Origin of the sequence: Arthrobacter rhombi, assembly GCF_039526245.1 — a bacterium.
In the GTDB taxonomy this organism is placed as follows: domain Bacteria; phylum Actinomycetota; class Actinomycetes; order Actinomycetales; family Micrococcaceae; genus Arthrobacter_H; species Arthrobacter_H rhombi.
On record NZ_BAAAIV010000019.1, the window covers coordinates 171,316 to 197,113 of the forward strand.

Annotated in this window: 18 protein-coding genes and 1 pseudogene; 9 read left to right on the forward strand and 10 right to left on the reverse strand. The window is 64.4% G+C overall.

All coding sequences use genetic code 11. The annotated features are described in order from the left end of the window. Nucleotides 1-235: 235 nt before the first annotated feature. Together istA and ABD088_RS14985 are read left to right on the forward strand one after the other, a co-directional pair. Nucleotides 236-1,789 (forward strand): annotated as a pseudogene (gene istA, locus ABD088_RS14980) (IS21 family transposase). Beyond that, entirely contained in the window at nt 1,786-2,535 is a 750-nt protein-coding gene (locus ABD088_RS14985) for an ATP-binding protein (RefSeq protein ID WP_343902767.1), read from the forward strand. Before istA ends, ABD088_RS14985 begins: the two are co-directional and overlap by 4 nt. A gap of 648 nt (nt 2,536-3,183) precedes the next feature. Here the strand turns inward: ABD088_RS14985 and ABD088_RS14990 are convergent. Beyond that, complete coding sequence (locus ABD088_RS14990) at nt 3,184-4,347, reverse strand: CaiB/BaiF CoA transferase family protein (RefSeq protein WP_343902768.1); 1,164 nt, start codon at nt 4,345-4,347, stop codon at nt 3,184-3,186. 14 nt (nt 4,348-4,361) lie between these two features. Next, a complete protein-coding gene (locus ABD088_RS14995) occupies nt 4,362-5,810 on the reverse strand; it encodes an MFS transporter (RefSeq protein WP_343902769.1) in 1,449 nt (482 codons plus the stop codon). Nucleotides 5,811-6,199: 389 nt separating this feature from the next. Between ABD088_RS14995 and ABD088_RS15000 the strand changes: the two genes are divergently transcribed. The 5 genes from ABD088_RS15000 to ABD088_RS15020 all read left to right on the forward strand — a co-directional run bounded on the left by ABD088_RS15000 (nt 6,200) and on the right by ABD088_RS15020 (nt 13,910). Beyond that, a complete protein-coding gene (locus ABD088_RS15000) occupies nt 6,200-7,381 on the forward strand; it encodes a DUF6361 family protein (protein ID WP_343902770.1) in 1,182 nt (393 codons plus the stop codon). Further along, on the forward strand, nt 7,374-9,236 hold the full coding sequence (locus ABD088_RS15005) for a phospholipase D family protein (protein ID WP_343902771.1): 1,863 nt from the start codon (nt 7,374-7,376) through the stop codon (nt 9,234-9,236). The genes ABD088_RS15000 and ABD088_RS15005 overlap by 8 nt, the downstream gene beginning before the upstream one ends. Before the next feature lie 56 nt (nt 9,237-9,292). Further along, nucleotides 9,293-12,379 (forward strand): C-terminal helicase domain-containing protein, encoded by a 3,087-nt coding sequence (locus ABD088_RS15010; RefSeq protein ID WP_343902772.1) that lies wholly within the window; start codon nt 9,293-9,295, stop codon nt 12,377-12,379. 113 nt (nt 12,380-12,492) lie between these two features. Then, a complete protein-coding gene (locus tag ABD088_RS15015) occupies nt 12,493-13,131 on the forward strand; it encodes a hypothetical protein (protein WP_343902773.1) in 639 nt (212 codons plus the stop codon). Nucleotides 13,132-13,214: 83 nt separating this feature from the next. Continuing rightward, a complete protein-coding gene (locus tag ABD088_RS15020) occupies nt 13,215-13,910 on the forward strand; it encodes an 8-oxoguanine DNA glycosylase OGG fold protein (protein WP_343902774.1) in 696 nt (231 codons plus the stop codon). 120 nt (nt 13,911-14,030) lie between these two features. Here ABD088_RS15020 and ABD088_RS15025 read toward each other — a convergent pair whose 3' ends face one another. The 6 genes from ABD088_RS15025 to ABD088_RS15050 form a co-directional block, all read right to left on the reverse strand. Next, on the reverse strand, nt 14,031-15,353 hold the full coding sequence (locus ABD088_RS15025) for an MFS transporter (protein WP_343902775.1): 1,323 nt from the start codon (nt 15,351-15,353) through the stop codon (nt 14,031-14,033). Next, entirely contained in the window at nt 15,350-16,528 is a 1,179-nt protein-coding gene (gene argE, locus ABD088_RS15030; protein WP_343902776.1) for an acetylornithine deacetylase, read from the reverse strand. The genes ABD088_RS15025 and argE overlap by 4 nt, the downstream gene beginning before the upstream one ends. 110 nt (nt 16,529-16,638) lie before the next feature. Next, nucleotides 16,639-17,670, reverse strand: coding sequence for a formylglycine-generating enzyme family protein (locus ABD088_RS15035; protein ID WP_372710990.1), 1,032 nt, complete (start codon nt 17,668-17,670; stop codon nt 16,639-16,641). A 164-nt stretch (nt 17,671-17,834) separates the two neighbouring features. Beyond that, on the reverse strand, nt 17,835-18,182 hold the full coding sequence (locus ABD088_RS15040) for a DMT family transporter (protein ID WP_343902777.1): 348 nt from the start codon (nt 18,180-18,182) through the stop codon (nt 17,835-17,837). Nucleotides 18,183-18,313: 131 nt separating this feature from the next. Continuing rightward, nucleotides 18,314-18,619 carry a hypothetical protein gene (locus tag ABD088_RS15045; protein ID WP_343902778.1) on the reverse strand — a complete coding sequence of 102 codons (306 nt, stop codon included), beginning with the start codon at nt 18,617-18,619 and terminating at the stop codon, nt 18,314-18,316. Between the two features lie 292 nt (nt 18,620-18,911). After that, nucleotides 18,912-20,774, reverse strand: a complete 1,863-nt coding sequence (locus tag ABD088_RS15050) for a calcineurin-like phosphoesterase C-terminal domain-containing protein (protein ID WP_343902779.1) — start codon at nt 20,772-20,774, stop codon at nt 18,912-18,914. Nucleotides 20,775-21,059: 285 nt separating this feature from the next. On the opposite strand from ABD088_RS15050, the gene ABD088_RS15055 reads away from it, so the two are divergent. Both ABD088_RS15055 and ABD088_RS15060 read left to right on the forward strand, forming a co-directional pair. Continuing rightward, entirely contained in the window at nt 21,060-22,580 is a 1,521-nt protein-coding gene (locus ABD088_RS15055) for a M20/M25/M40 family metallo-hydrolase (protein ID WP_343902780.1), read from the forward strand. Between the two features lie 29 nt (nt 22,581-22,609). Then, entirely contained in the window at nt 22,610-23,125 is a 516-nt protein-coding gene (locus ABD088_RS15060; protein WP_343902781.1) for a GNAT family N-acetyltransferase, read from the forward strand. On the opposite strand, the gene ABD088_RS15065 is transcribed toward ABD088_RS15060, so the two are convergent. Next, nucleotides 23,122-24,258 (reverse strand): M20 family metallopeptidase, encoded by a 1,137-nt coding sequence (locus ABD088_RS15065; RefSeq protein ID WP_343902782.1) that lies wholly within the window; start codon nt 24,256-24,258, stop codon nt 23,122-23,124. The genes ABD088_RS15060 and ABD088_RS15065 overlap by 4 nt on opposite strands. After that, nucleotides 24,255-25,727 (reverse strand): aldehyde dehydrogenase family protein, encoded by a 1,473-nt coding sequence (locus ABD088_RS15070; RefSeq protein WP_343902783.1) that lies wholly within the window; start codon nt 25,725-25,727, stop codon nt 24,255-24,257. Before ABD088_RS15070 ends, ABD088_RS15065 begins: the two co-directional genes overlap by 4 nt. Nucleotides 25,728-25,798: the final 71 nt, after the last annotated feature.

Below are 25,798 nucleotides of genomic sequence, written 5' to 3' on the forward strand. Positions count from 1 at the left end.
GGCATACGTGGTACTTGCAAAAATAGGGGTTGCCAAAACCGTAAGGGGGCACTTAGGGCACTTCTCCGGGCTGAATGTGAATATTTGCGTCGCTGAGGGCCAGCAGTAGTCCGGTTCAGAGCCAGTTCCCGTTGCGCCGATTATTGCGCTTGGGAGCCACCATTGACGTCGGTCAGAGCCACCTGCTTAGGCTCCTTCCACCATGTGAGGGCACGTGGTGGAAGGAGCAATTCCAATGGTAAAGAAAATCAATGCGAAGGCCGTCCTCGGTCTTCGCGCCGAGGGCCTCTCGGGCAGGGCAATCTCTGCCTCGCAGGGCGTCTCCAGGAACAGCGTCGCGGACGTCATCGAAGCCGCAGACCGGCTCGGTACCGACTGGGACGAGCTGCGCGATCGATCCGAGAGCGAGGTCTATGCGCTGCTGTTCCCCGGCCGCGGCGAACACCAGAGCGTGTTCGTCCAACCCGACTGGAACCAGGTGCACCGGCAACTGGCCCGGGTCGGGGTCACGCTGAAACTGCTGCACGGTGAATACCAGGATGCCTGCGCCGCGTCACGGCAGCCGGCGATGGGCTACGACCGGTTCTGCAAGTCCTACCAACGCCACGTCCTCGTCGCCGGCGCCGCCTCTAGGGTCGGGCATAAAGCCGGCGTCAGTGTCGAGGTCGACTGGTCGGGCCCGACCATGCACCTCGACGATCCGATGACCGGCAGGAAGCGGACCGTCTACCTGTTCGTCGCCTGCCTGCCGTTCAGCAGGTATGCCTTCGTGGCTCCGACACTGGACATGAAACAGGACAGCTGGCTGCGCGTGCACGTGGCGATGTTCGAATTCCTGGGCGGCTCGGTACCGAGAATCGTCCCGGACAACCTCAAGACCGGAGTCATCTCCCACCCCCGCGAGGGCGAGATCGTGCTCAACGACGCCTACCGTGAACTCGCCGGGCACTACGGCTCAGCCGTGCTGCCCGCCAGGGTGAAGCGTGCCAAGGACAAACCCAGCGTGGAAAACACCGTAGGGCACGTGGCCACCTGGGTGATTGCCCCACTGCGCGAGCACTCCTTCACCACGTTGGAGCAGTTGCGCATGGCCATCGGCGAACGTGTCGATGCCTATAACCGCGAGCCGTTCCAAAAGCGTGCCGGATCCCGCCAGAGCGTGTTCACCAGCGAGGAGAAACCCCTGCTGCGGCCCCTGCCCGCGGTGCCCTATGAGATCAGCCGGTGGATCAGCGGCCGACGTGTTGGGCGCAACAGCTACGTGTCCTGGCAGCGGAACTTCTACTCCGTGCCCTTCGTCCATATCGGGGCCCTCGTGGACTTGCGGGTGGGCGAATCGGTGTTGGAGGTCTATCGCGATCACCAGCGGCTGAGCAGCCACCGGCTTCAACCAGCCGGGACCATCAACGCGTACCGCACCAATGATGCCGACCTGCCCGAGGACCGCCGATGGCGCGAATGGGACGGGCCATGCGTCAGGTCGTGGGCATCCCGGATTGGTTCCGGCACGCTGACGGTCATCGAGCGGATCTTCGAATCCGTGGCCATCGAGGAATAAGGGTTGGACGCGGCGCTGGCGGTGCTGCGTATGTCCCGGCGATATTCACCCTCACGGGTGGAAGCTGCCTGCCAGCTCGCCTTGCGCGGCAATGTCCGATCCCCACGCTATGCGCATCTGCGTCCGATCCTGGAAACCCGGCAAGACCAAATGCGGACACCACCGCCGGATCCGGGCGAACCCAGCGGCTACGTCCGTGGTGCCGGCTACTACGCAGGAGGGAACCGATGAGCACCGTGGATATCGAAACCAAGCGCAAGCTGCGCGAGATGAATGCCGGGGACCTGCTCGCGGCCATCGAGGCCCAGGACGAGGCCACGAGCATGCACCTGGCCTTCGAGGAACGTCTGCGCCTGCTCGTTGACGACGCATACTCGGGGTTCGCCAATTCAAAGGTGGCCGGACTGCTGCGGCGGGCCGGGTTGCGGTATCCGAATGCGGACTTGCGCAGGGTGGATCTCATCGAGGAACGCGGGCTATCACGCACCATGATCGCCGAGTTGGGAACCTGCTCGTTCGTCGAGCGTCGGGACAATGTCGTCTTCCAGGGCTTCACCGGATCCGGCAAGTCGTACTTGGGATGCGCGTTGGCCAAACAAGCCTGCCGGCACAGGATCCGGGCGCACTACATTCGCATGCCCGACCTCGAGGAGGCCTGGGCCCAGGCAAAGGACAAACCATCCGGCGCCGCTAAGTTCGTGAGGAAGTACGCCTCGTTCACGATGTTGGTAATTGATGAGTGGCTTCTGGACAAGCCGTCGGAGCCGATGCAAAGCATGCTCCTTGAGCTGCTGGAGCGGCGCTACGACGCGACGTCCACGGTCTTCTGCACGCAATACCCGCAAAAGGATTGGCACCAGCGCCTCGGCTCCGGGATCCACGCGGATGCGATCATGGACCGGATCATCCACAACACGATATGGATGGAGACCGGGGCCTTCAACATGCGAGAGCAGGCCAGCGCGGCTGGCAGGTAGGAAGCCCCCGAGAGCGCCAGTGGCTCCCACACAGGCCGCTGCTGGCGCTCTTCGGCAATAATGCAGGCTCCCTTTGGCAATATCCACAGGCTCTCAAGCCATCAAATACTCACTGAATGTTTTCAGCTGCGCCTTGGCCGTCCGGCGCTGTCGCCGGAGTGCCTGCTGTAATCCGCCGCGGGTAAGGTCCTGCCCCGGAACAAAGTCGAGGTAATCAGCAAGTAGCTAGTGCAGATCCCCAGGTTGGAATCCTCACCCTCAGCGGCGCGTCCGCAATGAGGCGTGCTGCCGGCCGCTCCTACCATCATTTCGAATTGCTGCGAAGGTGTGGAAATGCGCCGACTTGCCGCCCCTTGACCGGGCAGCTGCAGCCCTATTTCTCGGAAAGCCCAGAACGGGTCGGGGCCGAACCTCGTCTCCGCCTGACGATCGCAATCCGGCGAACGTAGAAACCGTGAGCGTGTCTCGGACAACGTGAAGTCCTGACGAGACGTTTTGGCCCGGGGTGGGGCAGTCCGTTGGACTGCCCCACCCCGGGCGAATCCCATCCAGCGAAACGTCCCTTGACGTTTGACCCGCTGTTGTGCAGGGGGTTTCTCTGCTTGCAGCGGATCTCAAGAAAATGCACTGTATGCGTTTCGACCCTTCTTAGAGCGGCGGCCAACTCAATCCGGTGACCGGTGTGTGCTTCGTATTGGCTACGATGCTGTCGGCAAGAGTTGCAGGAAGGCCATAGCGCATGAGGGTTTCCAAGTTGGCCGGTTCGGTGTTGGTGGGATTCCGTTGGCCATGCGGAGCGATCTTTGGTGCCAGAGGTGGTGAATCGAGATTGAAGAGAGGATCCCGCGAGGAAATGTGAGGGTGGTCCTTGAGCTCGTGGGGCTCGAGAACCGGGGACACGCAGGCATCGACTTCGGCGAATAGCTCCTCGCAGGCCTTCCTCGTGCGTGAGGCGAATGCCTCTGTCAAGCGTTCCTCGATCAGGGGCCAGGTGTTTTCATCGAGATGGTCAGGTATGTCCCCCAAATCGAGCGTCGTCCAAAGATTGGCGAAGAAGGCCCGTTCGAGCGCTCCCACGGCGACGAATCGGCCATCCGAACACTTGTAGCAGCGGTAGAAGGGCAAAGTACCGGACAACACGCCCTCGCCACGCTTCGGAAGAGTAGGGCTGCCCCAATCCACGAAGTTCATTCCCATAAGGGACATCACCCCGTCGATCATGGCTACGTCGATGTAGGATCCCTCGCCTGTTTGGCTCCGGGAGTGCAGCGCGCTCAAGATCCCCACCGCTGCGAAGAGCCCGCCACCGCCGAAGTCCGCCACGAGATTAAGGGGTGGGATGGGAGGGGCGCCCGCGGGGCCGAAGGTGCCCAGCGCACCCGACATGGCAAGATAGTTGATATCGTGACCTGCTCTTTGTGACAGCGGCCCATCTTGGCCGTACCCGGTGAGGCTGCAGTAGATGATGTTGGGATTCACCGCTCGGAGGTCCTCGTAGCCGGCACCCAACCGCTCGGCGACGCCTGGTCGGAACCCTTCCATGATGACATCGGCGTTCGTGACCAGATGCCTTAGGGCCGTTTGGCCATCGTCGGTCTTCAGATCGATGGCGACAAAGTCTTTCCCACGGGATAGGGCGGGGACTGGCAAACCTGAGCGGCCGCCGCCGATGGCGAGAACCTCTGCGCCGAGGTCTGCGAGCAGCATGCTGGCATAGGGGCCCGGAGCCAAACGGGTCATGTCGAGTATGCGGATGCCCTGAAGCGGTTTAGGAATCTGCGTTTTGGTGGTTGCTTCCTGTACTTGGAACATGGTGTGGCGTTCTCCTACTCGTGGACATTTCGGGCAATTTGGTTTTCGGCAGGTGAAGAACCCTGCGGTGTTTCGGCATTACCGGCTGATGATTCGTCCGCGACGCCATATGCCACGCGATAGGTCTCCTTCATGAGGAGTACGCAGACGACGGATACGAGGCACATTGCAACCATGAAAACGGCAATGGCTTCGTAGGAACCTGTCTTAGCAAGGAGGTAAGTCGCGACGATTGGGGCTGGTGCGCTAGAAGCCATGGTGCCGATGGTGTAGCCGAAAGAGATGCCCGTGTATCGGATCTTCGTGTCGAAGGATTCTGCGAAGAATGCGGCTAGTGGGCCATACGAGCAGGAGAAGGCGATACAGAAGACGACGAATCCGAACAGCGCCAACACGAACGAGCCGCTGTTGAGCAGCCAGAACCAGGGGAACGTGAAGAGGAGCATCGCGGTGACGCCAATCAGGTATATCGGGCGTCGGCCGTATCGGTCCGAGAGTTTTCCGAAGACGGGAAGGACGACGAAGGTGACGGCCATCGCGATGAGTACCATGGCGAGCATCTCGTTGCGTGAGAACCCGAGGCTAACCCCATAGCTGAGTCCGAAGACCGTGGCCCCGTAAAACGTCACGCCGATCGCGAAATATGCTCCGCACGTCAAGATGAGCTGTTTGGGGTACTTGCGGATCACGACGGCAATCGGAAGGCGTTCCAGGTGCGACTTCTTTTTGAGTTCCTCGAAATCGGGGCTTTCGCCTACGTGCAACCGGATGAACAAACCGATGACCACGAACACGCCACCGATGAAGAACGGGATACGCCACCCCCAGAGTTGGAAGGCCTCAGGTGAGAGGCCTGCCATGAGAAGGAAAACCGCATTGCCGAGCATCAGGCCGGCCGGTACGCCCATCTGGACCCAACTGCCGTAGAAGCCCCTACGCCCGGGCGGAGCATGTTCGACGACCATGAGAATTGCTCCGCCTATCTCGCCGCCCAAGGCCAGTCCCTGCGTGAAGCGCAAAGCGACGAGCAGGATGGGTGCCAGGACCCCGATCGTCTGGTACGTGGGAAGAAGCGCGATTCCAAGCGTCGAGAGGCCCATCACAGTGAGTGTGATGACGAGCATCGACTTGCGTCCGATTCGATCTCCGAAGTGTCCGAAGATCACACCCCCGAGAGGCCGGGCGACGAACGCTATCGAAAACGTAGCGAATGACAGGAGTGTGCCGATGAGGGAATCGAACTCTGGGAAGAACAAATCGTTGAAAACGAGGCCAGCGGCGGTGCCATAAACGAAGAAGTCGTACCACTCAACAGTTGTTCCTATGCCGCCGGCGAGGGCGACTTTTCGTGTTTGTTGTTTTGACATAGGTGCTCCGTGGGAAAGGGGAGAAGAATGATTTTCTTCGTCCAACATATTGGACGGCTTCTGATATTTAAGAACTCTAGATATGAAATCCGTCACGTGTCAACACTCGAATGACTTCTTTGCCTTTTGGGAACTCTTCGACCAAACATCGATGTACATTTCGACTGCCGGAAAAGAGGTGTTCGAAAAGGACCGTTTTTGGAACGGCAAGTTTTGACACCAAAATTTGAACCTTAACGCGCCTCATAAGCCGCGTACGAAACTCATTCGCCCGTCTCAGGTTGCCTCGACGGATTTCGACCCGTTCGACATGCTGGGTATCACGACACCTGTTCTGCCGCTGAGCCCGGAGGGGCGGCGCGATGGTTCTGAAAGAACGACCTGCGGTGGTAGAACCGAGTAACGATATTGCACGCAGGAGTCAGGGGGAACATGCGACTCGACATAACTCGGGGTCGGTGCCGAGCATGGGAAATGGGATCGCCATGCCGTCCGTGATTGCCTGGCTTGACGCAAGCTCCGCTGAGACGAGCCGCATGCGCGAGCTCGTGAGACTCTTCGAGGTGCCCGAGAGCGTCGACGATCTCGCCATGGGCCAGTTTCGCGACATCATCAGCAACTCGCTGTTTCCCGGCACCTCGGTCCTGCATGTCTCGGCCCGGTACCTGCTGTTGGTGCCATGGTGCTATCAGGCGTTGCCCAACGCCAAGTCGGGAGAGATCCTTCGAGCCGCCGGTGAACAGACCGAGCGCCGATTGATCCGCCGGTTCCAGGAATTGGGCGTGGACCGTTTCATCGGAAGAAGCGCAGGGGACCGTGTCGCCCAGCTGCCGTCAGCTGCATATTGGTCGGCGCTCCGTGCGTGGGGGATCGTCCGCATGGACGTCGAGCGCAGCGGTATCGGAGACGCGATGATCGAAGACTGGGAGCTTCGCAGACAAGGCCTGTCCGGGGAACCGGTTTGGCATGCCGGACTCCCGGTGGCACCCGCAGGGTTTCCCTCGACGGAAGAGCAGGGCATCGCGCTGAACCGTTCCGAGGCCGAGTGGATCCGCGACCGCCTCTTGGCGACCATCGGTGGCTCGTTACTGGCCCAGATGGCAGCCAAGCCGCAACGACTCCTCAAGACCAGTCCCGCCCCGTGGACGGACCCGTGCGCCCAAAGCGCGGCCGACGACGCGGCCGTCTGGCTCAACCACGCTGAAGCCTATTCGGCATTGCAGCGCGGACTCGACACCACGTATTACCACCTCGTCACCTCGCAGGCACACGCACGGTACGGGAGCGATGAAGATGAGCCGGACCATGCCCTCGTCGACGAATGGCAGGCCGACGAGCACTACCGAGAGCTGCTCCAACGATGGGACCTTGACGACTTTATGGCCCGCGCGAATAGGGCCAACCCGCGGATCCAAGCCGCCAGTACCTATTTCCTGCGCCGCAGCGTTGAGGAACTGGCGTCCGGGAAACCCCTCGCCGACAACGAAGAACTCCACCGCATGGTCCGTGACCGGGAGAAACGCGCCAAGGGAGCCAACTCGCGCTTCGTGAACGAACGCCGGCTGCGCTCGTGGATGCCGCCCGAACGGGTCAACACGCAGACCTTCCGCTGGCAACAGGTCCGCAACATGATCATCGACCTGAGGGAAGGGCTCGCTCGTGCTTGACCCCGGTGCCCGGGAGGCACTCACCGAACAACTCCGTCCGCCGGCCGGATACCGGCTCAGCCACGCTGTCGGCACGACCTTTACGCTCGACATGCTCAGCGCCCTGGCCGTGCCGCTGAGCTTCGTCAGGGGATCCGGCGACGACCCCTCGAACGCTGTCGCCGTGCTCAACGCCGTCCGCAAAGTGTCCGACCGCATCGACATCTTCTGCCAAGCCGGCCTGATCCGCGCTCCGCGCCAGGCGAACGACCTGCTCGCCGTCCTCGAACCGATCATCCACCAGGTCCTCCCACCGCGGCGCGGCAGCCTGTTCCACCCCAAGATCTGGCTCCTGGAATTCGAATCCGAGGTCGACCGCTGCTACCGCTTCCTGTGCGGCAGTCGCAACCTCACCCCGGACACCACCTGGGATCTCCTCATCCGACTCGACGGTCGACTCGAGGATGACTACGACGACGAGGCCGCGGCTCCCATCGACATCTCGCCGCTGGCACGGTTCGTGGCAGGCCTTCCGGATCTCGCCACGGCCACCTTGCCTGCGGCACGTTCCCAGCAAATTGCCGAACTGGCACAACACGTGGCCGCCGTCCGGTGGGAGCTGCCCCAAGACATCCACTCGCTGGCCTTCCGCCCCCTGGGCACGGGGGAGGAGTATCCCGCTGATTCTTTGGCGACGTTCCTCGGTGATCCCGAGGTCAGCACCGGACTCAACGGGCAAACTGGTGCCCGACGCTCGTTCGGCGGAGAACGCCTCCTCGTCGCGCCCTTCGTCGACGACGCCACCGTGGACATCCTGTCCAGCCACGGCGCGCGGGCACTCGAGATCTACGGACGGGGGGCCGAGCTGGACCGCCTGTCCCCGAACACGCTGACCAAAGACCGGATCACCTTCCAGGCCCTCGACGACATCGGCAGCCCACTCGCGGACGACCCCTCCGAGCCGGGACCCGCAGCCGAGGACCTGCGAGGCCTTCACGCCAAGGCCCTCTTCACCGACTTCGACCGCACGACGCACGTCTTCATGGGCTCCACCAACGCCACTCGGGCGGCCTTCCACGGCAACATCGAGTTCTCCATTGAAATGACGGGCCCCAAAAGCCGCATCGGCACGGACAAGATCCGCGAATCGCTGGCGGGACTGCCATTCGCCGGATTCAGCGGAGACGGTGGAGTGGAGCGCACCGAGGACGACAAGGCCGAATGGCGGCTGCAGAACGAACTCATCAATGCAGCGGCCCACGCCTTCGTCCTCGATGCCATACCGGCGACCGCTCCGCCGGCGTACGAGGTGAGGATCGAACACGACTACATTCCGCCGTCGACCATGACTGCCCGCGTCGGGCTCCTGACCCTTCCGTCGCAACTCACGGCCATGGGATCCGACGGGGACCGACAGCACCACCTGTTCCGGGGAGTCCTCCTCGAACTGGTCACCCCTTACGTCCTCATCGAACTCCGCGACGTGGCCAGCGGACTGGTGCGCACCGCCGTTGTGCAGGGTGTCCTGCGAACGGATATCGAGGGCCGGATCGACCACATCGTGGCCAGCCAGCTCAATACGCCGGAGAAGCTGCGGGCCTTCCTGCTGCTGTTCCTCACCCCGGAGGATGTGAACCCGCTCGGCAACGGCGGGGCGTTCCATGGCCTGTTCGGCGCTGCTTCGACTACCGGCACCTTCGCGGGCTTGTTCGAGGCGGTGGCCGCAGCGGCGGCGAGTCCCGATGCCGCCCAGATGTTCTCTGATCTCAAACCCATCATGGACCGGCTGGAGACCGTCATGGGTGACGACCCGGAAATCGACGAGGTTCGCCGACTCTGGAACGTGGCCGTGGAAGCCATTGGGGTGGAGGCATGACGGCCTTCAACCCCAAGCCCATACTGTCCGGCCTGAAGCCTTTCCAAAAGCGCACCGTGAACCACGTGATCAAGCGCTTCTACAACGGCAGCGACTCCACGGACCGATTCCTGGTCGCCGACGAAACCGGGCTCGGGAAGTCCGTCGTCGCCGCCGGTGTGGTTGCCAGGACGATAGAACACCTCGAATCCGTGGACGCGGTGGGACGCATCGACGTCGTCTACATGTGTTCCAACGTCGACCTGGCCAAGCAGAACATCGCGCGCATCAACGTCACCCGGCAGACCGACATCGTCGAATCCGGACGCCTGACCCTGCTGCCGCTCGAACTGCGGCGCCTGAATGCAGCCCCCGCAGCGAACACTGCCAAACGCGTCAACTTCATCTCGCTGACCCCCGGCACCTCGTTCAGCGAGGGCCAGCGGCTGGGCAACGCCGAGGAACGCGCTGCCCTCTACCTCATGCTCGAGGAACTGCTGGGCGAACGGGATAGCCGGTCCGAACCCAAGCGCTTCCCCGCCGACGTCGAGCCGCACGTCGTCGAACTCCTCCGCGGAGGATCGGGTACCCGGGGCTTCCGCTACCACGTAAACCGGCTCAAGCGACTCCACCCCGAGGGCTACTCCCCGTCCGTCCGCGAGGACTTCCGGCACCGGGCCACCGAGCGGAACCTCATGCGCCGCTTCAAGAAGCTGCTGCGTTCCACCGAACCCACCGCAGAACTGCGGAAAGGCATGCCCGATCTCATCCGAGACCTCCGCGCCGCCATGGCCGAGGTGGGCCTTGAGTGCCTGGAGCCCGACCTCATTATCCTCGACGAGTTCCAGCGCTTCCAGGACCTGCTGCGCCCTCCGGCGGCAGACGCGGAACTGGTCAACGCCGCCGAGCTGGCACGGCAATTCCTCACTTACGACGGCGCCAAGCTCCTGCTGCTCTCGGCGACGCCCTACAAGGCGCTCACCAACGGACAGGATGACGCCGGCGAGGACCACGCCAAGGAGTTCACGGAGTTGCTGGGCTTCCTGGCCCACGACGAACCAGCGTGGATGGCCAACCTCGACAAGCTCTTGGCCCGCCGACGCCGCCAGCTGGCCGCCATCGAACCGGGGGACAACGCGGCCTCCGTCGAACGGCACCTCAAGAAGTACATGTGCCGGACCGAGCGGCCGCAGCTCGGAGACGATGACATGCTCCGCGTCATCGAGATGGTGCCCGATGATGTTCGCCCGGCCGACCTGCGGAGCCTTGCGTCACTCACCCGGCTGTCCCACGCCGCAGGAACGGGCAATCCCCTCGAGTACTGGAAGTCCGTGCCGTACTTCGCCAACTTCCTGGGGGAGTACCAACTGGGCAAGGCCCTCGAACGGGAGCCGGCAGACGAGGGCGCCGACCTGCGGGCATTTGCGACATCGACCACGACGATCGACCGGGGACAGTTCACGTCGTTCCAACGGCTGGAAGGGGACAACGCCAAGTACCGTGCCGTGGAAGAACACATCCTGGACTCCGGACTGTGGCGGCTGCTGTGGATGCCGCCGTCGTTCTCCTACAGCCAACCTGCCGGCGCCTATGCTGGGGTGGATGCCGGGGCAACGAAACAGGTGCTCTTCTCGGCGTGGAATGCCACCCCGAATTCAGTGAGCACGTTGCTGTCCTACGAAGCGGAACGCCGGATCATGACCCTGCCCGGCGAGGTCGCGGAAAACACGGCCGAAGCCCGCGCGCGTTTCGCCCAGCGGTTGACGTGGCGAGTCCGGGACGGTGCACCTCAGGCGATGTCGGCCTTGGCATTGTTTGTCCCTCATGCAGAACTCGCCGACCTCGTGGATCCTTTGCGATTGCTTGAAGGGGCAGGACGATCCCCAGCCGAGGCGGACGAACTTCGACAGCGAGCCGAGAGCGCACTGCGTGAACGCTTGGGTTTGGGCGACGAGGATGACGGCCGGACGCTATGGGGCCACTACTACGGAGCCGGGAAGGCGTTGACACCCGCATGGAACCGGGAGCGCGAAGCAGCCAGCGAGGCGATCAACGCCATCGATTCGCTTGCAGCTGATGAGTCGCCATCGTCAGCGGATGCCACGCGATCCGAGCAATCGAACTTCATGATCCACGTTGAACGGCTGTTGGATCTAGTGGCCGCTGGTAAGGGCAAATGGCGCGAGGGGCTGGGCGATCTTGCCCTGAACTCTCCGGCAAACTGTGTGTACCGTGCGCTGGGGCGAATCCTTCCTGCATCGTTCGACAAGGTGGAGCACTGGCGCGCCGCACTGTTCGCGGCCGAGGGGCTGCGGACGATGTTCAATCGGCAGGATGCCACCGTCCTGCTGACCAGCCTGTATCCGGGACTCGATTACTGGCAGGCCGTGCTGAGGTATTGCGCTGATGGTAACTTGCAATCGGTCCTCGACGAGTACGTTTTCCAACTCCGCAGCCAGCAGCCAGGTGGAGCGGTCACTGTCAGCCAACTAGACGAGATCGCCATGGGGATTCGACGTGCGCTATCGCTGACTTCCGCCACATTGTGGGCGAAGGACCCAGCCGAGGAGGGCCGCGGAATGGCCTTGGGGACGCGGTTTGCCGTGCGATACGGGGGCGGTCGATCCGAGGACGGAGCTGCCCAGCGCATGCCCGATGTGCGCGCGGCGTTCAACAGCCCGTTCTGGCCGTTCGTCCTCACGTCGACGTCGGTGGGCCAGGAGGGGATCGACTTCCATTGGTGGAGCCACTCCGTGATCCACTGGAACGTTCCGACGAACCCTGTCGATTTCGAACAACGCGAGGGGCGGGTGCATCGGTACATGGGGCACGCCGTCCGAAAGAACGTTGCGGCGACCCACCGGGGCGAAGTCTTGGGCAACGGCGCAAGCAACGTTTGGGAGCAGCTGTTCAAGGAGGCAGAGGCCCACACAGCCGTGCAACCTCCGGGAGTCCGGGAGTTCACCCCATACTGGGTCCATCCCGGCGAGCACAAGATCGAGCGGCGTTTGCTCGACCATCCATTAAGTCGCGACGTCCCGCGCACCAGGCGCATGCTTTCCGGACTGGCCACGTACCGGCTGGCCTTGGGGCAGGCCCGTCAGGACGACTTGCTGGAAACGATCCGAAATCACGACGTCCGACCGCTGGATTTGAGACCTTAGGGAGCAGCCTGGCAAATGTGGGACGGCAGGTGGAGGGACATTCAACGCCGTGAGCGCGGATACCGATGAGCTGTCGGGCTATCATGACTTGAAAGTTGAACTTTGGGGGACAAATGAAAATAAGACTTGCTGCCGCGACCGTGGCATTCGGCTTTCTCGTTACTGCTTGCGGGGCTTCGACGCCGACGGCCTCAACGGTAACTGTTACTGCCACCGTGACGGCAGAGCCCTCGGGTGAGGTACCGGAAAATTCGGTTCCATCGCCGACGAGCACAACTGATGAGCGCGGACAATTGGTGAAAAAGGTTGGCCAGTCGGCCGGAATCGGGGACTCGGCCGACGACCGTTCCTTGGAATTCACAGTCACGGGCTTCGAATTCGTGAAGTGCACCAATGCATACGCCGGCAAGCTAAACGGGCGAGCCCTGGCTGTGCACATCGAAGTGCAGACTTCGGCGGATTTTGAAGGCCCACTGGAGGTCGACGGGGCGTCAGGCAAAATCTCGTTTGGAGCCGAATATTGGAACGGTTACCAGCCTGATGGCACGCGTATGAACGACCTCAACAGTGACACCATTCAGAACTGCATGAACTCGCGTGGCGCGCTATTACCGGAATATATCGGGAAGGGCGAAAAAGCAAAGGGCACCGTTCTGCTTGACGTGACATCGAAGTCCGGTGAGGTCGCTTTTGTCCCCTATGGGGAGGGCGGTTGGGTGTGGAAATACCCTGCAAAGAAGGCCCCTGCATAAAAGGTCAATGACCAGGCGGCGAACGAATAACGCCGGCCGACCATGCCGTTCAAATTCAGCTTCAACCAACTATGAGGAGTGTCATGTCAACCAGGGAATATCGGGCTCCGCAAGAGCTGCTCGAGCATCTCGAGAAGTTTGACCGCGCAATTGTGCACAACCACGAGGTTCCCGTGAATACTGCGTGGTGGGACGGACGGCTGGGGTCCGAGGCAGTCGCTCCAGGCAGCGCACGTCCCCAGGGGGCCATTCGCCGGTCGGATCTCTTCGAGCTCGCTCATGATGATGGACATGACGATTGGGCAGAACGGTTGCTTTGGAACGCTTTGGCATGGGGAACAGGCACGCGATCGCGGAATAACGGCCAAAGGATCCTGTCCGTTCAATCATCTCCCGATGCGCGTCAAATTCTCCAGGATGCCGCAGCAGCGTCGCGAAATGACCCTGATGAAGCCTTTGGCCTCTTCAGGTCCGTACGTGGTCGAAATACGTTCGCGTACCTCGGGCCAGCCTTCTTCACGAAGTTCATGTATTTTGCGGAGGCCGGTAGGAACGGACACTCGTCGGCCATTGTCGACCAGTACGTTCTCGACACACTTCACTCGGAGCTGGGCAATAGCGATTTCGACCTTCGCTTTAACTTTGGACGCCGGGTGTACCGGAGCGCGCTGGAAGCGATGGGTGTGTGGGCAGCTGATGCATCGGAACAGGTTGGCCGCAAGATTGAGCTGGACGAGATCGAGTATTGGGCGTTCACCCGAGGGCGAGAGCGGCGGTAGGGCCCCGGCGGTCACATCGCCCCTAGGTGACGACCCGACGTCGTACTCAGCGATCGCATTTCGTCTGGGGACGCCGCCGTCGTCATCAGTGAACCCCGTGCACCGCGACCGCCCACCAGCTCACCGCTTCCCGAAGCGCTGGCGCGCAATCACCAACCCGACCAGGGAGATCAGCGCGATGACGATGTAGTAGAAGCTCGGTGCCAGCAACGACCCGGTGGTGCTGACCAGCCAGGCCAGGATCAGCGGGGCGAACCCGCCGAACAGGGTGACGCCGACGTTGTAGGCGATGGACATGCCGGTGGTCCTGATGTTCGTGGGGAACATGTCGGCCAGCAGGGCAGGCAACGGACCGAAGTAGGTGGCCATCAGGATTCCCAGGACGACTTGGACGATGGTCAGCACTGCAACGCTGGGGGAGGCGACCAGGATGAGGAAGAGCGGGAACGCGACGACCATGGCCACCACGGCAGCGCTGAACATGACCTTCACACAGCCGATCCGGTCGGCCAATTTACCCGCGAACGGTGCGCCGATGAGTGTGATGATCCCGGAGATGATGCCGCCCAGGTAGCCGGCGTAGGAGGGCAGCTTGAGGTTCTGCACCGCATAGGTGGGCATGAACAGGATCAGGTAGACCGAGACGCTGGCCAGCCCCACGATCGCCGCGGACGTCAGCCAGCGCGGCGCCGCCTTCACCAGGGTTTCGGCCAGCGGGGACTTGGACAGGTTCCCGCGCTCCTGGGTGAACTCGGGGGTCTCCTCCATCCGCAACCGGATGTACAGGCCGACGGGGCCGATCAGCAGGCCGAAGAAGAACGGGATCCGCCAGCCCCAGCTGTACAGGGCGTCGTGGTCCAGGAAGGTGAACAGGGTGAAGCCGAACGCCGAGGCCAGGAACATGGAGACGCCCTGCGTGGCGACCTGCCAGCTGCCGTAGAACGCCTTCTTGTCCGGGGCGTTCTCGATGAGGAACGCCGTGGCGGTGCCGAATTCGCCGCCGGCGGAGAAGCCCTGGATGAGCCGGGACAGCAGGATCACCAGTGCCGCGCCGGGGCCGATCATGGCGGCGGTCGGCGCGCAGGCCATGATCAGGGTGCCGATCATCATCAGCATGATGGTCAGCGTCAGGGCGCCCTTGCGTCCGTGCCGGTCGGCGTAGGAGCCCAGCACCATGGCGCCGAGGGGACGGATCAGGTAGGAGACAGCGAACGTGCCGAACGTCAGCAGGATCCCGGTGGTCTGGCCGCCTGCCTGGCCGGCGGGTTCGAAGAACAGGGCGGAGATGACGACGGCGAACGAGGAGTAGACGATGATGTCGAACCACTCCAGCGCATTGCCGATGGAGGAGGCGACCACCGCGCGGCGGGCGCGCGAGCGGTCCTCGGCGGTGATGGTGCCCGCCGGGGAGGCGGCGCCGGCCGCTGCGGTGGGCCCGCTCATGCCCGCGCCTGCCCGAGCTGGCTGATGAGTGCGTCCAGGAACGCCTCGCAGGCTTCGATTTGTTCGAGCTCGACGTATTCGTTGGCGGCATGCGCGACGGCGATCTCGCCGGGCCCGCAGACCACTGATTCGATGCCGGCATTGTGGAACTGGCCGGCCTCGGTGCCATAGGTGACCTTCTCATCCGTGCGGTGTCCGCCGCACGCGTGGGCCAGCTCGACCACGTCCGCGTCGGCCCCGGTTTCCAGTCCGGGCCCCTGGGCCTTGATGACCAGCTCGATCCCTGCGGCCGGTTGTTCGGCCTGCATCTCCGGTTCCAGCACCTCGAAGAGGTAGGCCCGGACCTGTTCCACCACCGGGGTGGGGTCCACCGTGCCCAGGGCGCGGAACTCGAATTCGATCTCGCAGGCGTCCGGGACGGTGTTGCCGGCGATGCCGCCGGAGATCAGGTTGACTCCGCCGGTGGTGAAGGGCACCGGGTAGGCGTTGTCGAACGGGCCGTCCTGGCGCCATTGCGCCGTCAGTTTCCGGTAGTACTCGATGAACCGGCTGGCATAGTGGATCGCGTTCACGCCTTGCGGGGTCAGCGAGGAGTGGGCTGCCACACCGCGGAAGCGGACGGTGAACAGGTTGATCGACTTGTGCCCGCGCACCACCCGCATGCCCGACGGCTCCCCGACAATGCAGGACGCCGGCTGGATCCCGTGCTCGGCGAACTGGCCGATCATCCGTTCGGCACCCAGCAGCCCCACCTCCTCGTCGTAGGAGAGGGCCAGGTGCAGCGGTTCGGTCAGCTGCGCGGAGCCGATCGCCTCCAGGCGCGACATGATGACCGCCAGGAAACCCTTCATGTCGGCGGTGCCCCGGCCATAGAGCCGGCCATCGCGCTCCTGGACGGTGAAGGGGTCGCTGTCCCAGTCCTGGCCTTCCACGGGAACGACGTCGGTGTGCCCGGAGAGCACGACTCCTCCCTCCGTCCGCCCATCCTGCGCCGGGAAGGTGGCGAACAAGTTGGCCTTGCGCACCCCGTCCTCCTGCTCGTGGGGGAACAGCACGGGTTCGGCCCCGTGCGTGCGCAGCTCCCCGGCGATGCAGTCGATCAGTTCCAGGTTCGAGCGGTGCGAGGTGGTGTCGAAGGCGACGAGTCGTGTAAGCCAGTCCACAGAAGAATTCATGCCCCGCACTCTACCCCCGGTACCCCGCCGCACCGGTGAACGTTGAGGCGCGTTAACGGGTGGGATCCCGGCGAGTGATGCCGTGGTGTGACGCACGGCGGGCGCCCGGACTACCCGGCAGCTGCGGCGACCGTTCGGAATCCGAGGTTGCTACTGGCCGAATCCGGGGTGTTGGCCGACCGTGCTGAGACGCGGTACCGGTTGCAGTAGGAATCGTGGCACAGAAAGGAACCGCCCCGCATGACACGTGCGGATCCCGTGGCCGGTCCAGCCGGGTCCTGGCCGGGGGAGTGGCGGTAGTAGGTGGGGTCGAACCAGTCGGCGCACCACTCCCAGACGTTGCCCGCCATCTCCTGCAGGCCGAAGCCGTTGGCCGGGAAGGTGGCCACGGGCGCCGGGCCGAGGTAGCCGTCGTCGAGCGTGTTCTGCAGGGGGAAACGGCCCTGCCAGATGTTGCAGAGGTGTTCGCCGTTCGGTCCCAGCAGGTCATCGCCCCAGGCATACCGGCGGGATTCGAGGCCCCCGCGCGCCGCATATTCCCATTGAGCCTCGGATGGCAGCGATCGGCCGGCCCAGTGGCAGTAGGCGACGGCGTCGTTGAAGGACACCTGGACCACCGGCAACTGTGGGTCCTCCTCCCAGGACGAGCGCGGCCCCCTGGGGTGCGCCCAATCGGCGCCACGCACGGTGATCCACCACGGCACCTCGCTGGAGCGCCCGAGGATGTCACGGTCGTCGGCCTCGACCAGCAAGTGGAAGACCGCAGAGAACCCGTACTCCTCGGACTCGGTGCGGAACCCTGTCGCGTCGACGAAGCGGTGGAATTCTGCGTTGGTCACGGTCGTGGCGTCCATCTGGAAGGGCGAGATCGCCACCTCATGGACCGGGCCTTCACCGTCCTGGGGGTAGCCTTCGCCCCAGGCATCACCCATGCGGAAGGTCCCGCCGGGCAAGCTGACGCCGGAAACCAACCGTCCGGGCTCACCGGCAGATGCCTGGATACCGGGGACGGCCGTGCCGCCCGCGACTGTGGATGGTTCCGGTCGGGCCGGCCCGCTGCAACAAGTCAATGGATTCTCCTGGAGTTCGTTGGGGCCACTGTAGCGCCGCCGGGCAGTTGCCCGGGGACGGGGTGGGCTCATGCTCTGCTGGATGCCGCCGCTTCGGGCCCCGAATTCCTGAGCTCGGCCCCCACCGTTGAGGTGCAGGGTGGGCAGCGCTGGGGACCTCCCATGGGTGGCCATGCGCGGCGACAGAGCCGCGCCGACTTCGCTGGCGATCGCGGCGAGGAGGAGGAGTCAGGCCATCAGCCGGAGACCTTGGCCTGGTCTGCTGCCCGTTGGGAGCCGAGCTCGACGGTGAGGACGCCGGCGATGATGAGGGCGATGCCGGCCAACATCGTGCCGGTGAGTGACTCGTTGAAGACGACGGCGGAGGAGATGGCGGTGAGGGCTACGCCGGTGGCGCCCCAGATTCCGTAGGCGATGCCCAGCGGCATGCCCCGGCGCAGCACGCCTGACAAGCAGATGAATGCCACCACGAATCCGACGGCGGTCACCGCGTGCCAACCGGGGTGGCCCATTGCCGCCTTGAGCGACATGGAGCCGGTCACCTCACTGAGGATGGCGCAGGACAGCAGGATCCACTTCGTCATGGGGCCGTTGTTTCAGTTGAGCACGAGTGTGCGTCGCAGTGGCCGTCCACCAGGGCAGACAGCACCCCGGGCGATAGACCCGGGGTGCTGTACTTGCGGAGGGGCCCGCAGTGGCGATGGGACGGTGGGTTCTAGCACTTCCTGAGTTCGTCGAACTTCGCGCCTTTTCCGCTGCCGTCTTTGTGGGTGTAGTTGGGCTTGTAGGAGTGGCAGGAGCCGTCGAAGCCCCAGGCCCAGATGACCTTGACGCGCTGGGTGGTCTTGCATCGGTTGGTGACTTGGACGGCTGGTTTCGTGATGCCGTGGTCCTTCCACGTGGTTTTGACGACTTTGACGCAACTGGGCGCTGTTGCTGCCGCCGCAGGGCTGATGCCGAGGAGCGACAGCGGAGCTACGAATGCGGTGGCGATTATCAGCGTCGACAACTTCCGTTTCATGGAACTTCTCCTTGTGTCTTGCTCTGTCCCGAAACCCCCGGGGGCGAGCGATGATGGCCACAGCGTATAGCGCATCCGTTGGAGTATCTATACATGTGCGGAACATATCTGGCGTTCAAGTGGAGCGGCTGATCATATTAGGTGCAGTATTTCCAGCAATATGAATTTCACTCGATTTTTTGTCAAAAGTCGGCAAATTGGGCGAACCGCTGAGGGCGGAGCAGGACCGCGGAGGTGAGACCCCGCCGTCGTGCTCCGCCCTTTTGCGTTGGAAATGCGGTGCGTTCTTCCCCTACTGCGTGACCTCGAAGGGCAGCGATTCGGTGAAAGACCTGCCGTGGACGTCGGTGGCGGTGACCTTCGCGGTGTGCTTTCCGACGGGCAGGTCCTGCGGGAGGTCCAGACGCCAGAGGTGCATGGTGCGGTCAGCCAGTCCGCCCCCGCCGACGAACTGCTCCTGGATGGCTGCCGGGTCGGAGTACTCGACGCCGGTCTTGACGTCCTCGCCCTTCAGGTCCTGAGTGCGCGTGGCACGGGTGGGCGCGGCGCCGTCGACGGAGACCGTGACCTTCGAGCCGGTGGAGCCGGTCCAGAAGTTGCTGGTCAACCAGGTGTCGCCGAGGTCGGCCCGGGGGACGACGAGCGGATCCTTGAGCTCGTCCGCTTCGCCGCGTGGCTTGGTGACGTTTTCCTGGTACCAGTCGCGGTAGGCCGGGGTGTTCAGTCCCAGGGCCATCTGGTCTGAATCGTCGCCGCCCTGGACAGTGAAGCGTTCGACGACCTGCTGGTTCTTGATGTCCAGGGTCAGGACGCCCGGAGGAGTGCCGTCGCGCTGGACGGAGGTGCGGTAGCCGCCGGGGAGCTCGCGTCCGCTGTACCAGTGGCCGGCGACCGCGGAGACGGTCAGATGCGTGAAGGGCAGGCCCTCGGCGCCGACCTTGCCCTTCCACCCGGCGAGCATGTCCCCGGCGCGCAGGTTCTCATTCATGTGGGTGTGCCCGCCAAGGGAGGTGACGTTGCGACCCTCGAGGATCTTGTAGATCTCCTGCAGCTCCCGCACCTGATGGGAGTCGCTGTAGTAGAACTCCAGCAGCGGGGCGTGGCCGGCGAGGATGATGGGCTTGTTCTGGGGGGTGTTGGCGATGTCCTGGCGCAGCCATTCGAGCTGCTGCTCGCCGAGGGCGTAGGTGTAGTCGCTCTTCTTCGCGGGGACCTTGGTGGGGTATTCGATGTTGCTCAACGCGACCACGTGGGCCTTGCCGGCATCGTAGGAGTAGTACTCCGGGCCGAACTGGGCGCGGAAGGAATCGAATTCATTCTGCTGGTTCTGGGCGTCGTAGTCGATGTCGTGGTTGCCGGGCAGGAAGCGTGCCGGCCCGTTGAGCATGGCGGTCAGGTCTCGGGTCTGGGTGAACACCGAGAGGTCATCACCGACTACGTCGCCGATGAACAGGGCCCCACAGCCGGCGTAGTCGGTGCGCTTGGCCAGGTCGGTGAAGACCCCGTGGCGCGCGTACTCGACCTCTTTGCTGTTATAGGTCTGCACGTCGGCGCCGATGGCGCAGGCCTGCGTGGGCGAGGCGGTGGCTTTCGATTTAGCCAGCGGGAAGTTCACTGCCTGTGGCGTGGCGCCGGTAGGGGCGATGCCTCCGTACTTGAGCTTCGGCGATCCGGCGGGCAAGTGGTTGTAGAAGAACTGGGCGACGTTGTCCTCGTCGACGGGGACCTGGTAGCCGCGCGGTTGGGTCACGAACGCCGTCATGTTCTCGAACACCGGGAGCTCGTAACGGCCCTTCGCGTCCGTCTTCACGGTGTCGCGGCCGTTGGAGACGGTGACCCCGCGCATGCCGCGCTCGTTCTTGTCCTGGTGGGAGTCCCGGTTGCGGTCATCGAAGACGACGCCGGTCAGGGCCTTGGGAGCGGGCGTGCTGCTTCCTTCCGGCGCGCGGACCACGTCGACGTGTCCGCGATAGGCGTTCTGCTCCCAGGCGCCTCCCGCGGGTTTTGCCGGTTGGGCGGCGGGGGCTGCCGCCGGGGCGGATAGTGCCATTGCGGGGGAGAGCAGCGTGCCGGTGGCTGCGACGGCCAGGCAGGCTGCCAGGGACAATTTCAGCCGTCGACGCGTGCCGTGGGGTGGCGTGGTCTGTGTGGTCAAGGGGTCCTTCGGGTGCGAGCGGAAGGTCCGGCCGACGGGCCGGTCCGCGTCCCACTGTTCCGAGGGAGGGTGAACATGAGGGAGCTTCGCCGCGACCTGTCCGTGACGACTTTCCCACGGTTTGGGGGCCCGTTCACCGCGCCCATCACACCGCTTGGCGATCGTGAGGTGTGCCATGTATTGATTGCGACTTCCGTTGAGGCAATGGTGAGGCCATTCGTGGAGTGATTTACAAGAATCGAAACGAGGAGCCTCCCCATTTCCGACCAGCGCATCCTGTCCAGCATGACCACCAGCCCCGTCCGCCGTCGTGCTTTCCTGGGAGGTGCGGCGGCACTGGGTGTCGCGGGCCTCGGGGGAGCGGGCCTGTTCGCCGGAACCGGTGCCACCCGACCGGCCTCCGCAGCCGCGGCCATCCCCGACGCCGACCAGAACGCGCTGGACCTGCTGCAGCGGATGCTGCGCTTCGACACCCAAAACCACGGTCAGGGAGCCAAGACCCGGAAGCACGCCGAAATGCTCCAGACGGTGTGGGAGCGGGCTGGCGTCCCGGTGGAGATCATCGATACGCCGCAACCGGACAACGTGCACCTGCTGGCCCGCATCCCCGGCACCGGAACGGCCAAGCCGCTGCTGATCCTGGGGCACTCGGACGTGGTGCCGGTGGAGCCGGAGAATTGGGACGTGGACCCGTTCGCGGGCGAGGTGCGCGACGGCGAGGTCTACGGGCGCGGCGCGCTGGACATGAAGGGCGCCAACTCCGCGACCATCAGCGCCCTGCTGCGCCACCTGGCCGAAGGTGCGACGTTCGACCGCGACATCATCGTCCTCACCGACTGCGACGAGGAGGCCGGATCCTTCGGGTCCTCCTGGTTGGCCAAGAACCACTGGGACAAGCTCGATGCCGGCGCGGTCCTGACCGAGGGTGGCTGGTTCCTGGCCCAGGATGACAAGACCACCCCCATGCTCATCACCGCCACCCGGCAGGACAAGGTCTACTTCAACCTGGACCTTACCGCCGACGGGACCGCGACGCACTCCTCGAAGCCCATGCCCGACTCGGCCGTCGTGGCCTTGTCCCGTGGCGTTGCCGAACTGGGGGAGTGGCAGGCGCCCGTGCACCTGACGAAGGTCACCCGCGAGTACTTCTCCGCGCTCGCCGACGCATCCACCGACCGTCGTTTCAAGCAGGCGATCCGGCTGATGCTGAAGGCGCACAACCAGAACTCACTGGAACGCGCCGCTGCCGTGATGGTGAAGCGCTCCAGCTACCCGTACCTGCACGGCGCGCTGCTGCGGACCACCCGGGCGTTCGTCATCGAGGACGCCGGCTACAAGGAGAATGTCATCCCGTCCTCCGCCCACGTCCGGGTGAACTGCCGGGCCATCCCGGGCGGGCAGAAGCCGCGGGACTTCCTGGCCCAAGTGCGCAAGATGATGAAGAAGCGCGGGATCACGGTCGAGCTGGCCGTGTCCGACGGGATGAGCGAAGCAGAGACGCTCGACCAACTGGACAAGACGTGGGCGACCCCTCCGGCCGACGTGGAGACCGACCTGTTCAAGGCGATCGCGTCGTCGGCGAAGGCGACCTACCCCAACGCGGCGTTCGCCCCTGCCTTGTTCGAAGCGGGCACCAGTTTGGCTCCGTGGCGGGAGAAGGGCATCCCCGGGTACGGCGTGTACCCGTACGTACTGGACAACGAGCAGCTGATCGCCATGCACGGCAACAACGAGCGGATCTACGTGGAGGCGCTGAAACAGGGCAGCGACTTCATGTACACGGTGTTTGAGCAGTTCCGGGACTGATTGGCGCGGCCACCGGTAACGTGGGCGCCATGCCACTAGGTGAGACGACACGACTGCGCTTCCGCGAGATGGGTCTGGCCGACCTGGATCTGATGGCCGGGCTGCTGGGGGATCCGGGAGTCATGCGTTTCTACCCCTCGCCCAAGAACCGACATCAGGCCGCCGAATGGATCGCCTGGAACGAGCGCAACTATGCCGAATACGGTTATGGACTGTGGATCATCGAGACGCTCGCGGGTGACTTCGTCGGCGACTGCGGATTGACGTGGCAGAAGGTCAATGGCGTGGAGAAGCTCGAGGTCGGATACCACGTCGGTACCGTCTGGCAGGGGCTCGGGCTCGCGACGGAGGCGGCCAGCGCGTGCCGTGATTATGCACGCTCGATTACCGATGCCGGTGAAATCGTGGCAATCGTGCACCCTGCGAACCGTGCCTCGGAGCGTGTTGCGGAAAAGATCGGACTGCACCGGATGGAGGACGACCGCGGCGGACGGCTGCCCGTCCGCCGCGTGCTCGGCATGGACCTAAAGGGTGGTGAAGACTAAGTGGCGGTAGCGAAGTCGGCCGCGGTCCATGCCATGGCGATGGCGCCTTCGATGACGGCATGGTCGGCCGCAGGGGTGATGCAGGCCGCGGTGAATTCGGGTTGGTGGTTCCCCGCCGGTGCGCAATCGAGACCGAGGATGGGGTGGATGGTCGGGATGACGTGGGAGACGTTGCCCATGTCGGTGGCGGCGCCGGCGAATCCGGCGGGCACCTCCGGGAAGACCCTGCCGAGCGCCTCGGCGTTGGCCCGGTAATATCCCAGCAGGGCGTCGTCGGGACGCAGGTCCGCGTAGTCCGGTCCGGTCGGCTTAACGGCCAGGTCGCAACCCGTCGCCAGGGCTCCGGCTTCGAAGCACCGCAGCACCCGTTCCTTCAGCGCCGTCAGCGCCTCGGCGGTGTCGGAGCGCAGGATCCAGTGCCCGCGGCTGGCCTCCGGGATGATGTTCGCAGCGGATCCGGCCTCGGTGACGATGCCCGCGATCTTGTCATCGCGACGCGTCTGCTGGCGCAGCAGTCCGATGGCGAGCTGGGCGACCGTCATGGCGTCTGCGGCGTTGATGCCTTCCTCGGGGTAGGCCCCCGCGTGGGCCGGCTTGCCCCGGTAGGACACGTCCAGCTGGCAGACCGCGGTGCCCGGCATGGCCGCCATCTCCACCGGGGCCGGGTGGACCATCATGGCGACGTCGAGTCCGGCGAAAGCGCCGCGTTCGAGCATCAGGATCTTGCCGCCCCCGCCTTCCTCCGCGGGCGTCCCCAAGATGGTGACGGTCAGGCCCAGCTCGTCGGCGACGTCGGCCAGGCCGATGCCGGCACCGACCGCGGCGGCGGCGATCAGGTTGTGGCCGCAGGCGTGTCCGATCCCCGGCAGCGCGTCGTATTCGGCGCAGATCCCGATGTGGACCGGGCCCGAACCAATGGTCGCGCGCACTGCCGTCGGCAGGTCGTAGCAGCCGTGCTCGACGTCGAACCCCGCGCTAGCGAGGGCCTCGGCGACCCAGCCGCTGGCCTTGACCTCCTCGAACGCCAGCTCCGGGTGGGCGTGGATCCGGTGCGAGAGCTCGAGCAGGGTGTCCGAGGCGGCGCGGACCCGCTCCTCGATGACGGACTTCAGGGCGGTTCCCGTGAACGTCACCGGCTGGCCTCCACCACGGGTTCTGCCGTCGCCGTCGCCGTCGGCTCCTGCACCGGAGCGGCGGCAATGTGGGTGGATGCCGGTCGGGTGGCGGCATCGTAGGCAGCCGAGGACCCTGTGGCCCCCATGCCGCTGGCGCCGGCGGGTTCGTAGAGCCGCTCGGGTCCGCCGCCCTGCCACTGGTTGACCCATACGACGCCGGCGGGGATCCGGGAGGCAGCGTCCATGTGCTTCGGGTTTTGGGTGAAGACCGTGGCGGCCAAGCCGAACTCGGTCCCCGAGGCCTGCTTGAGCCCCTCCTCGAACGTGGGCACGACGACGATCGGCGCGATCGGGCCGAACGTCTCCTCGGTCATCACCAGCATCGTATCGTCGACATTGGTGAGGACGGTGGCGGGGTAGAAGAACCCGAGACGATCCGGAATCTGGCCGCCGGTGCGCACTGTGGCTCCGCGGGATACGGCATCCTGGACATGGTGGTGGACGATGGAGCGCTGGCGCTCGTCGACGAGGGGGCCGAACATCGCCCCTTCGGCGAGCCCGTCGCCCATGGCGTAGGCCTGGGAAGCTTCCACCAGGGCGTCGACGAACGCCTCGGCGATGTCCTGGTGGACGTAGATGCGTTCCATCGACGTGCAGATCTGGCCGGTGTTCACGAACGCTCCGAAGGCCACCGCTTGTGCCGTGGCTGCGACATCCACGTCGGCGTCGACCACCACGGGGTCTTTTCCGCCGAGCTCGAGGATCGCACGGTGGAGCAGTTCGCCGCTTTCGGCGCCGACCTGGCGGCCTGCGGCGACGGAGCCGGTGAAGTGCACGAGCCCGACGTGCTCGTGGCCGACCAGCGGTTTTCCGGCCCGGGCGTCGCCGAGGACCAAGTTCACCACCCCGGCGGGTAGGTCGAGCAGTTCGAACAGCCGGGCCGTGGCCAGTGGGGAGCGTTCCGAGGGCTTGACGACCACGGTGTTGCCCGCGGCCAGCAGCGGACCGAGGGCTCCGAGGACCATCGGGACCGGGAAGTTCCAGGGGGTGATCAGTGCGGCGACGCCGACCGGGTGGCGTAGGATCCGGGTGCGGCTTCCGTCGGGTAGGGACAGGTTTTCCTCGAAGGGGTACGAGAGTGCCTCGGCGGCCGACGCTTTGAGGGTGGCAATGGCACCGTCCAGGAACATGCGCCCCAGGCCGACGGGTTTGCCCATTTCCCGGTACTCGAGTTCGGCCAACTCGTCGGCATGTTCGGCGATGCGGCCGGCACTGGCCTGGATGCGGGCGACGCGATCGGCCACCGGCAGGGCGGCCCATGCGGTATGGGCTGCCACGGCTGCACCTACTGCCTGGTCCACGTCGTCAGGGGAACCTGCGGGCAATTGGGCGATGGTTTCCTCGGTGGTGGGGTTGACGAGGTCGAGGAAGGACCCGCTGTGCGAATCCGTCCAGGTGCCTCCGATGTGGTTCTGGAGGGTTTTCATGATGGACACATACTCCTTGGGTGGGGACGGCTGTAGTGAAGTGGGGTGGCGTGGTGCTTTGCGCTGCCTGG